We start from the raw sequence: 12,277 nt of genomic DNA, 5'->3' as shown, positions 1-12,277 counted from the left end.
ATTGGTTTTGTGACGCATGTCAATTTAGGTGTTGAGGGTTTTGTTGGTGGCGTCTCAAATTAAAGTGGCGAGAATGCGACAAGTGTTGTGAATGAACCCGCTAGCAAAGCAATTCAGACATCGAATACCGCTAACATGCCACCGGTTAGTGTCGCCAAGAAATTACCCGCACAGCAGATGCTGACTAATATGCCCATCACTTGTCCTTGTTGGGGACTGATGTTGATAAGCCGTCGAAGGCGAGGAGGGTAAAAATCCATTGTAAATGGCTATTACCGTGCCTGGTGATAAAGGTGATAAGTAAAATGGGTTGAGCTATAAATGGAAAGCTTAATGGAGAAACGATAAATATAGCGACTCTTATCAGGCTTTCATTTGCGTGAGAGAGCGATCACATCTTTATATTGATTGATATTACCCATTCGCAGATTGTTATCATTGACGCGGTCAATGGTGCCGTCGCCCAATGTATCTTGATAGAGGTGTATTCAAATAACCTCTGATGAGATGAAGCGGATAACATTGATCAAGTCTTTATACTAATGGGTATTACATAACTAGGCAGGGGATTTAGGCTGAAGGTTCGAATCCATAATGACTCAAGACTATTTTAATGGTTCAATGCGCTTAAGTATGGCTTCTGAAGGGAGTAACTCTAAATGGCCATGAGCATCAAAATACCAACCAGTAATAAAGCCTTTTTGACGCATGGCGACAAGATTCTGCATCACCTCTTTAGCTTCAATTAGCGCTTGCTCTTCGTTGCACTCGTGCGTGAGCTTTAGATAGGCAGCAATGCTTGCGAGCGACGCTGATTGAGTTACATCGGTCATAAATCACCACCGTTAATTATAGAGGGATTGATTCAGTACTCATTGAAGAATAGTAGAGCTGATGGGATCTGCAAAGACAAAGCGCTAGCAATTTGCACATCTGATAGGCTGCTTATTTATAAAATTTGAGATAATGCGATGATGAAGAAATATGGTGGTCGATACTGGGCTCGAACCAGTGACCCCCTCCTTGTAAGGGAGGTGCTCTCCCAGCTGAGCTAATCGACCTGGGATGGTGAGTAATTTATCAATATCTTACTAGGAAGATATGGTGGTCGATACTGGGCTCGAACCAGTGACCCCCTCCTTGTAAGGGAGGTGCTCTCCCAGCTGAGCTAATCGACCTGGGATAAATACTACGCTAACTATGTGATAACAATGGTGGTCGATACTGGGCTCGAACCAGTGACCCCCTCCTTGTAAGGGAGGTGCTCTCCCAGCTGAGCTAATCGACCTGGGACATTATTATATTCGATACTCTCTCATTAGATGAGATGGTGGTCGATACTGGGCTCGAACCAGTGACCCCCTCCTTGTAAGGGAGGTGCTCTCCCAGCTGAGCTAATCGACCTGGGAATATCTCACAACATTAATTGGAACTATCTACTATTTCAACATAACGCTGAAATATGGTGGTCGATACTGGGCTCGAACCAGTGACCCCCTCCTTGTAAGGGAGGTGCTCTCCCAGCTGAGCTAATCGACCTGGGATATTTCAAATTGTAACGCCATACATAATATGGTGGTCGATACTGGGCTCGAACCAGTGACCCCCTCCTTGTAAGGGAGGTGCTCTCCCAGCTGAGCTAATCGACCTCGCTGTGTGGGGCCGTATTATAGGGGGGAACGATCTACTGTCAACGCTTTTTTCTATAAAATATTGAGTCCGGTTCAAATTTGTGCGGTTTGGCTTAATGTTAAACAAAACAGCGTTAAGTAAGCCATAGGATTGACTAAAAATTATCTCAACCTTTATATTGTTTAAAGTATTTGTGTCAAAATATCACTAAACAACTGTTGAATTAAGTCGGTACTAAGTCTCGAATCGCGTGTATTGAGGGACGTATATCGACGTTAAATACAGATAAAATGCGCGAGAATGTTTCGGTAAGGTCAAGTCGTTGCTTGTTCATGGCTTATATACAGAGATAGTGACGACGCATATATAGATAATCATGGAGAGTATTTTCTCTTATGCTGTTTGGCTGTTAGAATAGCCGCCACATTTAATAGTTCAGTCTACAATTTAGACTTTCGAAAATAGGTTTGTGTCCACTATGACGACTAAGACGCGTTTCGCTCCAAGTCCTACCGGTTTTTTACACGTAGGTGGTGCTCGTACAGCACTATATTCATGGCTATATGCCCGAGCTAATCAAGGTGAGTTTGTTTTACGTATTGAAGATACCGATCTTGAGCGTTCTACACCCGAAGCATGTGAGGCGATTTTAGATGGCATGGAGTGGCTAGGGCTGACGTGGGATGAAGGTCCATATTATCAAACTAAGCGTTTTGACCGTTACAATGAGATTATTGCTCAGATGTTGGAGCAGGGTACTGCTTATAAGTGTTACTGCAGCCGTGAGCGTATTGAATTAATGCGCGAAGAACAGGCAGCTAAAGGCGAACAGCAGAAATATGATGGTTGCTGCCGTGATAAAGCGCCCCGCGATACTGACGAGCCGTTTGTTATTCGGTTTAAAAACCCAACAGAGGGCAGTGTGGTATTTGATGACCACGTACGTGGTCGCATCGAGATCTCAAATGAACTGCTGGATGATTTGATCATTGCGCGTACCGATGGCACGCCAACCTATAACTTTTGTGTCGTAGTTGATGATTGGGATATGGGGATCACCTGTGTTGTTCGTGGTGAAGACCATATCAATAATACGCCTCGTCAAATTAACATATTAAAAGCACTTGGTGCGCCGATCCCTGAATATGCGCACGTTGCCATGATCTTAGGCGATGATGGCGCCAAGCTATCTAAACGCCATGGCGCAGTGGGTGTTATGCAATATCGTGATGATGGTTATCTACCTGAAGCATTACTTAACTACTTAGTGCGTCTCGGTTGGTCACATGGCGACCAAGAGGTGTTTTCGATAGATGAGATGAAGCAGCTCTTTAAGTTAGATGATATCAATAAGGCCGCTTCTGCATTTAATACCGACAAGCTAATTTGGCTAAATCAGCATTATATGAAGGAGCTTGCCCCTGAATATGTTGCTAAGCATCTTGAATGGCATATGGCGGATCAACAGATCGATACGACTAATGGCCCAGCATTAGCTGAGGTGGTTACCGCATTAGCTGAGCGTGCTAAAACTCTTAAGGAGTTAGCTGCTTCTAGTCGTTACTTCTATGAAGACTTTGCCGATTTTGATGAAACTGCGGCTAAGAAGCATTTACGTGGTGTTGCATTAGAGCCGCTTCAATTGGTTCAGCAAAAATTAGCTGCGTTACCAGAGTGGACATTGGAAGGCATTCATCAAGCGATTGAAGATACGGCGGCTGAATTAGAAGTTGGTATGGGTAAAGTCGGCATGCCACTTCGTGTAGCGGTTACCGGTGCAGGTATGTCACCAGCTGTCGATTTAACCTTATTCCTTGTTGGTAAGGTTCGTTGTGAACAAAGAATCTCCAAAGCGATTGAATTTGTAGCAAATAGAATAAATTCCTAAAAAACGAGTTGACACTTTTGGGTGTGCTGCATAGAATGCGCCTCGCAGTTGAGACACAGCGTAGCAAATGCTTGCCGTACACTCAAAAGCAACAAGTTAGGTAAGGGGCCTTAGCTCAGCTGGGAGAGCGCAACACTGGCAGTGTTGAGGTCAGCGGTTCGATCCCGCTAGGCTCCACCATCTAATTTGTTTAAGCGTTGAAGCGATAGCCTACTGGCTTTAACGAGTATTCACTCGGTACAGAGTATAAGGTACCAACAGTGTCCCATTCGTCTAGAGGCCTAGGACACCGCCCTTTCACGGCGGTAACAGGGGTTCGAATCCCCTATGGGATACCACTTTCTTGAGTGGTTGACTGTAAAGTTAACGATTCGATAGCGTTGAAGCGATAGCCTACTGGCTTTAACGAGTATTCACTCGATACAGAGTATAACGTATCAACAGTGTCCCATTCGTCTAGAGGCCTAGGACACCGCCCTTTCACGGCGGTAACAGGGGTTCGAATCCCCTATGGGATACCACTTTTTTGAGTGGTTGACTGACTAAGTTGACGATTCGATAGCGTTGAAGCGATAGCCTACTGGCTTTAACGAGTATTCACTCGATACAGAGTATAACGTATCAACAGTGTCCCATTCGTCTAGAGGCCTAGGACACCGCCCTTTCACGGCGGTAACAGGGGTTCGAATCCCCTATGGGATACCACTTATTTGAGTGGTTGACTGATAAAGTTGACGATTCGATAGCGTTAAAGCGATAGCCTACTGGCTTTAACGAGTATTCACTCGATACAGAGTATAACGTATCAACAGTGTCCCATTCGTCTAGAGGCCTAGGACACCGCCCTTTCACGGCGGTAACAGGGGTTCGAATCCCCTATGGGATACCACTTATTTGAGTGGTTGACTGATAAAGTTGACGATTCGATAGCGTTAAAGCGATAGCCTACTGGCTTTAACGAGTATTCACTCGATACAGAGTATAACGTATCAACAGTGTCCCATTCGTCTAGAGGCCTAGGACACCGCCCTTTCACGGCGGTAACAGGGGTTCGAATCCCCTATGGGATACCACTTTTTTGAGTGGTTGACTGGTTAAGTTGACGATTCGATAGCGTTAAAGCGATAGCCTACTGGCTTTAACGAGTATTCACTCGATACAGAGTATAACGTATCAACAGTGTCCCATTCGTCTAGAGGCCTAGGACACCGCCCTTTCACGGCGGTAACAGGGGTTCGAATCCCCTATGGGATACCACTTTTTTGAGTGGTTGACTGACTAAGTTGACGATTCGATAGCGTTGAAGCGATAGCCTACTGGCTTTAACGAGTATTCACTCGATACAGAGTATAACGTATCAACAGTGTCCCATTCGTCTAGAGGCCTAGGACACCGCCCTTTCACGGCGGTAACAGGGGTTCGAATCCCCTATGGGATACCACATTTTAATTTTGTGTTATCTACTTTGTGTTATACGCAGAGTTACATAAGATTGGGGCCTTAGCTCAGCTGGGAGAGCGCAACACTGGCAGTGTTGAGGTCAGCGGTTCGATCCCGCTAGGCTCCACCAAATAAGCGTTTAGTTACGCGGAAAAAACCACCCAATAGGGTGGTTTTTTTTCATCTGTCATTTACCTTATCGTTCCTTAGATCTACACAGCTGCAATGGCACGAATTTGATTGGCACCTTGATGCCTCAAAATGAGGCCGTCAAATGCCTAGAGAGCAGGATCCTATCCAATTGCTTGTGTCTCGCCTATTTTCGCCAAACTAATCTGCTTTCGCCGAGCGGGGCATTATGTGCCACACTTCAGGAAAATCGTTAACCTGATGAATTAGGCAATTATGTTGATTTTCATATCTAGAGATCTCGATGTTTTCCAATCAGAATTCGACCTGTCTGAGGTTTCAAGTGAATTAGCACGAGACTTTGAGAATTTAGTGTTAGCTGATATCACACAGTGCAAGATTAATGATGTTGAGTATCTTCGTTGGGTAATGGTTGCGGTCGAAGATGAGAATCCTATTGGTTATTGTTATTTCAGACATCATATCAAAAAATCAGTCACTTACATCGGTCAAATCTATGTTGATAAAGAAGCAAGGGGGAAGGCCATTGCACGTAAGCTATTGAATATGAGTCTTGATTTTAGTTTTAGCCTTTTACCGAACCAAGTTGAGATCCACTTTACGACAAAGGAGCTTAACTCAAGTAAGTTAGTTGATTTGTTCTTTTATCGTGCGATGAAACAGAAGCGAAATGATAAATTTTTTGATATCAAAGCTACGGCCTTTTCATCCAAGCTTGAACTCGTTACATAATTCCTTTCTTAGATCACCTTCGGCAAAGCTTTCCTATTGAGACTACACTGACACACTAATAGTTAAGCCGATGATTTGTGCTTTTCGCAACAGAGTGAGTCAGACAATGAAGACAATTCTTTTAATACTGTTATCAGCCGTTTCATTATTTTCATCAAATGGTTATACAGCTGGCAAAACGCCTTTATCTTCCCATGGCATTGACTATCCACAAGGTTGGCAGACCTGGTCAAGCATCGCTGTGTCCCATAGAACCGACAATAATACGGTAAGGGCTATTTTGGGCAATGACGTGGCTATTAAGGCCGCTCGTAGCGGTGAACATTCTCCCTGGCCTGACGGTGCCATTCTGGCCAAGGTGGTGTGGAAAGCGGGTGAATTAGCTCACTGGCCTAAGGCAATAGGGCCTAAAGACTTTGTCCATGCCGAGTTTATGTTCAAGGATTCGGTTAAGTATGCCGACACTTATGGCTGGGGCTGGGCGCGTTGGGTTGGCGCCGAGCAGACGCCATTTGAGGGAGGGATGCAGGTGTGTGTCAGTTGTCATACCCCAGTGAAAGACAATGACTGGGTATTCACCGAGCCGGGATGGTTCCCGACAAACTAGCTTAATAGGTTAGGGCGGGTAGCAATGCCTAAGGATCAGGTCCTTAGGCATTGAGTTTTAGACAGCGAAGAACCTAGTCTACGCCCAGGAAACCACCGGTTTGATGAGCCCAAAGCTGTGCGTATATACCACCTTGGGCAATCAGTTCTTGATGGGAACCTTGCTCGACGATTTTACCTTGATCTAACACGATCAACCTATCCATGGCGGCAATGGTCGACAGACGGTGGGCAATGGCGATCACCGTTTTACCTTCCATCAGCTGATAGAGACTCTCCTGAATCGCGGCCTCAATCTCGGAGTCGAGCGCGGAGGTGGCTTCATCTAAGAGTAAAATGGGCGCGTTTTTCAGTAGTACCCTAGCGATGGCTATGCGTTGACGCTGCCCACCAGAAAGTTTTACACCGCGCTCACCGACTTGGGCATCCAAGCCATGGTTACCCTCAGGATCGCTCAGGCTCTGAATAAAATCATAGGCTTGAGCTTGTTTGATGGCATTGTCCAGGTCTTCATCTGTGGCGTCAGGTCTTCCATAACGTATATTATCGCGAATAGAACGATGCAGCAGAGAGGTGTCTTGGGTCACCATACCGATACAAGAGCGAAGCGAGTCCTGAGTTACCGTTCTGATATCTTGACCATCGATAGCAACTGATCCTTTTTCAACATCGTAAAATCGCATTAGCAAGTTAACTAAAGTTGATTTCCCCGCACCAGAGCGACCAACAAGGCCGACTTTTTCGCCAGCTTTGATATTCAGATTAAGCGCTTCAATAACGCCCGTGTCTTCACCGTAATGAAAGCTAACCTCATCGAAGTCAATTTTACCTTCACTAACCTCTAACGTGGTTGCATTTTCGCTATCTTGAATCGTGGTTGGTTTTGATAGGGTATTCATGCCGTCTGCCACTGTACCAATATTCTCAAACAGGGAACTAATTTCCCACATGATCCATTGTGACATGCCATTTAACCGCAGCGATAAACTCACCGCAACGGCGATGGCACCTATGGTGATGGCGCTGTCACGCCATAGCCAAATAGACACTGCTGCAATGGTAAATGCCAGTAGATAGTTAATGACCTGTACGCTGACGTTGATCCCCGTTACCAGCCGCATTTGGCGATAAACGGTATCGAGAAAACCTGACATGCTATCTTTGGCGTATTGTGCTTCTTTTTGAGTGTGGGAAAACAGTTTCACCGTAGCAATGTTGGTGTAACTATCGACGATACGCCCTGTCATAGATGAACGAGCATCTGCTTGCTCTGTAGACACCTTTTTTAGTTTGGGTAAGAAATAGATCTGTAATCCAGCGTACAAGCCAAGCCAGATTAGCATTGGGAGCATTAATCTATAATCGGCATCGGCGATTATCACTAACATCGACAAGAAATAAACAAGAATATAAACCAATACATCGAGCAGTTTTGTCACTGTTTCGCGCACAGCGAGCGAGGTTTGCATCACTTTTGTCGCTATACGTCCAGCAAAATCATTTTGATAGAAAGAGATACTTTGTTTGAGTAGATAGCGATGTGCCAGCCAACGAATCGACATAGGATAGTTGCCCAATAGCCCTTGGTACACAACTAAGGCGTGCAATAGTACTAGTGCGGGGATAACGACTAATACCAGTATAGCCATTGTTAGTAGCTTTCCACCTTGTTCTGCAAACAGGGTTTCGGGGGTATGGTTAGCCAGTAGATCGACGAGATCTCCCATAAAAGCAAATAGAGAGACCTCTAATATTGCCAGTGCCGCAGTTAAAATTGACATGATCACCAAGGGAATTTCGAAACCTTTAGTGTAATGTCGACAAAAAGCGTAGACCCCTTTAGGTGGCTGTATTGGTTCGTCATCAGGTAATGCATTAACCCATGATTCAAATAGCTTAAACATCTATATCCTTGTAGATAGCGAATTGGTGATATTTTTTATAAGGATCACATATTACCAGAAGCTTTATGATTAATGTCTATTAAGCATTACCTAAAGCTGAAATTTCAAAGTGAAGAGCATAGTTTAACTAGGGGCGAACTCGTTAACCAAGCATCAAAACTGCTAAAGCTCGCCTGTTAGGCGTATTTTTTACCTTCCTACTTCGATGTTGAATGACCTGACAAGGGAACAAGCATTCCATCATCCATTCGCTTTGAATGTGTTGTCAAAAACACGCGAAGTAGATCACTTTCTGATACTGATTGGTGTAATCATGCCATGATAATTTGATAGTGATGCCAGTCTCTGGTTGAGTTCCGTTTTCCGCTAGTATCATTTGGCCGCTTGGATTAGAGTTGGTGCTAGTTGACAGATCATACCTTGGAGCCTCAACCCTTAATGAATTGCGACAATCGATCCACCACAGAGAGTTTTCGCCGCGCTCGGTTATCGCGAGACCCGCGTTTCGATGGTCTTTTTTTTGTCGGGGTTTTATCTACCGGGATCTATTGCAGACCCATTTGTCCTGCGGTGGCAGCGAAAGAGGCCAATGTGCGGTACTTCGATTCCGCTTTGGCTGCCGCAAATGAAGGATTGAGGCCTTGTTTGCGCTGCCGTCCTGATAGCGCGCCTCAATCCAATCCTTGGATAGGAACTCAAACCACCATGAATCGCGCGGTTACATTAATTAATAACGGCATCTTGTCTGGCCCTGAGGCGATATCAATTGCAGCGCTTGCCGATAAGTTAGGGATCAGCAGTCGCTATCTACGTGCATTGTTTCATCAACATATCGGCGCATCACCGAAACAATATGCGTTGTATCAGCAGCTAATGTTTGCTAAGCAGCTACTGCACCAAACTGCGATGCCCATTACGGATGTGGCTTTTGCTGCAGGTTTTAACAGCGTTCGGCGTTTCAATGAGGTATTTCTGCAACAGTTACAACTTACACCAAGCGCCATACGTAAAAGTCATCATTCATCAGAGACATTACCCGCTGATTCGACGAGTCTTAATTTGCGGCTATTTTATCGTCCCCCTTTTAATTGGCGGCATCAATGTGAGTTTTACCGACGTCGGGCTGTTAATGGGATGGAGTGGATTGGTGAAGATCACTATGGTCGCAGCTTTCAATTAAATGGGGTTACAGGATACTTTGAAGCAACTCATTGTGAAGATTCTTGTAGTTTTAACGTCAAGATTGTGATGAGTTCTGCAAGTGCTCTTACTCATCTTCATGCGGTTGTGACCAATATTCGTCGGATGCTTGATTTAGATGCCGATCTGAATGAAGTTGAGAGTAGGCTCGCAGATCTTAATGACTATCTGCCTGAAATTGACGGTGGTATTCGCATCCCCGGGGTGTGGTCATTATTTGAGGCGGCGTGCAGGGCGGTGCTAGGTCAACAGGTTAGCGTGGCGCAGTCGGTTACATTATTGCAGGCATTAGTTGAGCATTATGGTGAGATCGTGATGATTGAGGCGCGTCAGGTAAGATTATTTCCGACCGCAGAATCAATCGCTTTGGCATCGCTTGATTGTCTCAATATGCCCGGCGCAAGGAAGAACGCATTAAGGGCGCTCGCCTTGTTTATCAGTCATCATCCCCATGCATCAGTTGATGATTGGTTGTCAATTAAGGGGATCGGTCCGTGGACTGTAGATTATGTGCGCCTAAGGGGGTTGAGTTTGCCCAATATCTTCTTAGCAAGTGATCTGGTTGTTAAAAACCAGCTACTTGCGAATTTGTCTGCAGCTGTAAATGCTAAGTATCCGGATGAAAGCGCCACTAAAAATGAAAAACAACAATATTACTTAGCCCAATGTGAACATATTTACACTCAAATTTCACCTTGGGGGAGTTATTTAACGTTTCAATTATGGAGTCAACAATGAGCTTAGCCTGTATCAACAACTATCGTGCAATGTCGAAAACCGATGGCGATGCTCACGTTATGCCTATAGTAGAACAAACCTTAACGACAGACATTGGCAATATTGTCATCGCTGCGAATCGATTTGGTCTTTCTCATTTACTCTTTAAGCCGACTAAAGCTGACAGCTGGGTATCAAGAAATATCCCCTTAATTGATGCAGTCGATGCGGATAAGCAGTTAGCTCAAACGCACTTACAGCAAGCCAAGATAGAGATAGAGCAATACCTCTTAGGTCAACTTACTCATTTCACTGTGCCCTTGGCTCCTGTCGGTACCGCGTTTCAGCATCAGGTTTGGAAAGCCCTGTTAGGCCTGCCGTATGGTAAATCTTGTAGCTATAGTGATATTGCGAATTTGATTGATAACCCAAAAGCAGTGAGGGCGGTAGGTAGTGCCAATGGGGCTAACCAAATAGCGATTATTATTCCCTGTCATCGAGTCGTAGGTAAGAGCGGTACCTTAACTGGTTACGCCTATGGACTTGAAATAAAACAGCGTTTACTTATGTTAGAAGCTGAGCAGGCCTAACTGGTAAATAGTAAGCTTTTGGAACGCTTTTCTAGTACAATATTGGGCTATATAAAATTTTGGCATCCTGTTTTAGTTATGACCTCAGAAAACCTTTCCACCACTAGCACTATAAGTCAGAACGATTTTAGTCAGCTTAACCTCAGCGAGGCATTACAATCTCGTCTTGTCCAGCTTGGATATACTCAGCCAACACCTGTTCAGCAACAAGCCATTCCAGTGGTGTTAGCCGGTGGTGATCTACTTGCAGGAGCCAATACGGGATCGGGCAAAACGGCAGCATTTGCTTTACCCTTATTACAAAAGTTAGCTGGCCAACGTGCTAGCGGTGGTAATTATGTTAGCGCATTAGTGTTAGTGCCAACGCGAGAGTTAGCGCAGCAAGTCGCTGATAGTTTTGTTAGTTATGGCGCAACATTAACGCCCAAGGCTAAGGTGTTGGCGGTATACGGTGGTGTTTCGGTTAATACTCAGATGTTAGCGCTTCGCGGTGGGGTCGACGTGCTAGTGGCTACACCCGGACGATTATTAGATTTGCTCTCAAGCAATGCGTTAAAGCTCAGTAAACTACAAACCTTAGTATTAGATGAAGCTGATCGTATGCTTAATCTTGGTTTTACCGAAGAGCTTAATCAAATCTTGGGATTATTACCTAGGAATAAACAAACCTTACTCTTCTCCGCTACGTTTCCTGAAGAGGTATGTGAATTAACAGCGGCGTTATTACATAAGCCTGTTGAGATCCTCTTACAAAACGATGAGCAACAAACCATTACTCAGCGTGTGTTTACCGTTAATCGAGAGCGTAAAACGGCATTACTTGCTGAGTTGATTAAACAAAATGCTTGGCAGCAAGTACTCGTTTTTGCCAGTGCCAAAAATAGCTGTAATCGAGTGGCTCAAAAATTAGCTAAACAAGGGATCACAGCAGAAGTATTTCACAGTGATAAAGCCCAAGGGACGAGAACACGTCTACTTGATGGGTTTAAGCGCGGTGAAATAACGGTGCTCATTGCAACCGATATAGCTGCTCGTGGTATTGATATCGACAAATTACCTGTTGTAATCAACTATGAACTACCACGAAGCCCGGCAGATCACATGCATCGAATAGGGCGAAGTGGTCGAGCTGGTGCCGCTGGTGAGGCAATATCTTTGATCAGTCATGAAGATTATCACCACTTTAGTGTCATTGAGAAGAAGAACAAGTTTCGCTTGGAGCGAGAGCAGTATCCTGGATTCGAAGCTGATGACGAGGCGCCTGAAGACTGCCTGTCTCGGATGGAAAAACCTATGGCTAAACCTGAAGGTTCGGGAAAGAAAAAACGCAAGAAGTTACCTAAGATCAATGAACAACTATGGGGCAATAAGTCATAGTTTCATTCGTTTTCTCTGTTAAATTAGTATTAGAAGGAAGG

The 12,277-nt window shown here is 44.8% G+C and carries 9 protein-coding genes and 15 tRNA genes; 15 read left to right on the top strand and 9 right to left on the bottom strand.

Annotation, left to right across the window (positions count from 1 at the left end; all coding sequences use genetic code 11):
• Positions 1–113: 113 nt before the first annotated feature.
• The 8 genes from K0I62_RS12555 to K0I62_RS12520 form a co-directional block, all read right to left on the bottom strand.
• A complete protein-coding gene (locus K0I62_RS12555; RefSeq protein WP_220068445.1) occupies positions 114–260 on the bottom strand; it encodes a hypothetical protein in 147 nt (48 codons plus the stop codon).
• A gap of 345 nt (positions 261–605) precedes the next feature.
• Positions 606–833, bottom strand: coding sequence for a hypothetical protein (locus K0I62_RS12550; protein ID WP_220068444.1), 228 nt, complete (start codon positions 831–833; stop codon positions 606–608).
• Between the two features lie 152 nt (positions 834–985).
• Positions 986–1,061: transfer RNA gene (locus K0I62_RS12545), tRNA-Val, on the bottom strand.
• Between the two features lie 41 nt (positions 1,062–1,102).
• A tRNA-Val gene (locus tag K0I62_RS12540) sits at positions 1,103–1,178 on the bottom strand.
• A gap of 34 nt (positions 1,179–1,212) precedes the next feature.
• Positions 1,213–1,288 (bottom strand) — tRNA-Val (locus K0I62_RS12535).
• Between the two features lie 40 nt (positions 1,289–1,328).
• Positions 1,329–1,404: transfer RNA gene (locus K0I62_RS12530), tRNA-Val, on the bottom strand.
• 59 nt (positions 1,405–1,463) lie between these two features.
• Positions 1,464–1,539: transfer RNA gene (locus K0I62_RS12525), tRNA-Val, on the bottom strand.
• A gap of 34 nt (positions 1,540–1,573) precedes the next feature.
• Positions 1,574–1,649: transfer RNA gene (locus K0I62_RS12520), tRNA-Val, on the bottom strand.
• A gap of 461 nt (positions 1,650–2,110) precedes the next feature.
• On the opposite strand from K0I62_RS12520, the gene gltX reads away from it, so the two are divergent.
• The 12 genes from gltX to K0I62_RS12460 all read left to right on the top strand — a co-directional run bounded on the left by gltX (position 2,111) and on the right by K0I62_RS12460 (position 6,449).
• Positions 2,111–3,520: a glutamate--tRNA ligase gene (gene gltX, locus K0I62_RS12515; RefSeq protein ID WP_220068443.1), complete on the top strand. Its 1,410-nt coding sequence runs from the start codon at positions 2,111–2,113 to the stop codon at positions 3,518–3,520.
• Positions 3,521–3,624: 104 nt separating this feature from the next.
• Positions 3,625–3,700, top strand: a tRNA-Ala gene (locus K0I62_RS12510).
• Positions 3,701–3,782: 82 nt separating this feature from the next.
• A tRNA-Glu gene (locus K0I62_RS12505) sits at positions 3,783–3,858 on the top strand.
• 107 nt (positions 3,859–3,965) lie between these two features.
• A tRNA-Glu gene (locus tag K0I62_RS12500) sits at positions 3,966–4,041 on the top strand.
• A 108-nt stretch (positions 4,042–4,149) separates the two neighbouring features.
• Positions 4,150–4,225, top strand: a tRNA-Glu gene (locus tag K0I62_RS12495).
• A gap of 108 nt (positions 4,226–4,333) precedes the next feature.
• Positions 4,334–4,409 (top strand) — tRNA-Glu (locus tag K0I62_RS12490).
• A 108-nt stretch (positions 4,410–4,517) separates the two neighbouring features.
• Positions 4,518–4,593, top strand: a tRNA-Glu gene (locus K0I62_RS12485).
• Between the two features lie 108 nt (positions 4,594–4,701).
• Positions 4,702–4,777, top strand: a tRNA-Glu gene (locus K0I62_RS12480).
• 108 nt (positions 4,778–4,885) lie between these two features.
• Positions 4,886–4,961 (top strand) — tRNA-Glu (locus K0I62_RS12475).
• 53 nt (positions 4,962–5,014) lie between these two features.
• Positions 5,015–5,090: transfer RNA gene (locus tag K0I62_RS12470), tRNA-Ala, on the top strand.
• Between the two features lie 275 nt (positions 5,091–5,365).
• Entirely contained in the window at positions 5,366–5,842 is a 477-nt protein-coding gene (locus K0I62_RS12465) for a GNAT family N-acetyltransferase (RefSeq protein ID WP_220068442.1), read from the top strand.
• 106 nt (positions 5,843–5,948) lie between these two features.
• Positions 5,949–6,449 (top strand): cytochrome P460 family protein, encoded by a 501-nt coding sequence (locus K0I62_RS12460; RefSeq protein WP_220068441.1) that lies wholly within the window; start codon positions 5,949–5,951, stop codon positions 6,447–6,449.
• A gap of 73 nt (positions 6,450–6,522) precedes the next feature.
• Here the strand turns inward: K0I62_RS12460 and K0I62_RS12455 are convergent, their stop codons facing one another.
• On the bottom strand, positions 6,523–8,352 hold the full coding sequence (locus K0I62_RS12455) for an ABC transporter ATP-binding protein (RefSeq protein WP_220068440.1): 1,830 nt from the start codon (positions 8,350–8,352) through the stop codon (positions 6,523–6,525).
• Positions 8,353–8,790: 438 nt separating this feature from the next.
• Between K0I62_RS12455 and K0I62_RS12450 the strand changes: the two genes are divergently transcribed.
• The 3 genes from K0I62_RS12450 to K0I62_RS12440 all read left to right on the top strand — a co-directional run bounded on the left by K0I62_RS12450 (position 8,791) and on the right by K0I62_RS12440 (position 12,236).
• Positions 8,791–10,290 (top strand): DNA-3-methyladenine glycosylase 2 family protein, encoded by a 1,500-nt coding sequence (locus K0I62_RS12450; protein WP_220068439.1) that lies wholly within the window; start codon positions 8,791–8,793, stop codon positions 10,288–10,290.
• Positions 10,287–10,859: a methylated-DNA--[protein]-cysteine S-methyltransferase gene (locus K0I62_RS12445; RefSeq protein WP_258404995.1), complete on the top strand. Its 573-nt coding sequence runs from the start codon at positions 10,287–10,289 to the stop codon at positions 10,857–10,859. Before K0I62_RS12450 ends, K0I62_RS12445 begins: the two co-directional genes overlap by 4 nt.
• Before the next feature lie 78 nt (positions 10,860–10,937).
• A complete protein-coding gene (locus tag K0I62_RS12440) occupies positions 10,938–12,236 on the top strand; it encodes a DEAD/DEAH box helicase (RefSeq protein ID WP_220068438.1) in 1,299 nt (432 codons plus the stop codon).
• Positions 12,237–12,277: the final 41 nt, after the last annotated feature.

It is taken from the genome of Shewanella psychrotolerans (genome assembly GCF_019457595.1).
GTDB lineage: Bacteria > Pseudomonadota > Gammaproteobacteria > Enterobacterales > Shewanellaceae > Shewanella > Shewanella psychrotolerans.
This window is presented reverse-complemented; position numbering and strand designations above follow the sequence as displayed.

Bases quoted from the DNA above. Each gene is read 5' to 3' on its own strand.
- K0I62_RS12550 (WP_220068444.1), bottom strand. From the start codon at position 833: ATGACCGATGTAACTCAATCAGCGTCGCTCGCAAGCATTGCTGCCTAT.
- K0I62_RS12455 (WP_220068440.1), bottom strand. From the start codon at position 8,352: ATGTTTAAGCTATTTGAATCATGGGTTAATGCATTACCTGATGACGAA.
- K0I62_RS12460 (WP_220068441.1), top strand. From the start codon at position 5,949: ATGAAGACAATTCTTTTAATACTGTTATCAGCCGTTTCATTATTTTCA.
- K0I62_RS12465 (WP_220068442.1), top strand. From the start codon at position 5,366: ATGTTGATTTTCATATCTAGAGATCTCGATGTTTTCCAATCAGAATTC.
- K0I62_RS12445 (WP_258404995.1), top strand. From the start codon at position 10,287: ATGAGCTTAGCCTGTATCAACAACTATCGTGCAATGTCGAAAACCGAT.
- K0I62_RS12555 (WP_220068445.1), bottom strand. From the start codon at position 260: ATGGATTTTTACCCTCCTCGCCTTCGACGGCTTATCAACATCAGTCCC.
- K0I62_RS12450 (WP_220068439.1), top strand. From the start codon at position 8,791: ATGAATTGCGACAATCGATCCACCACAGAGAGTTTTCGCCGCGCTCGG.
- K0I62_RS12440 (WP_220068438.1), top strand. From the start codon at position 10,938: ATGACCTCAGAAAACCTTTCCACCACTAGCACTATAAGTCAGAACGAT.
- gltX (WP_220068443.1), top strand. From the start codon at position 2,111: ATGACGACTAAGACGCGTTTCGCTCCAAGTCCTACCGGTTTTTTACAC.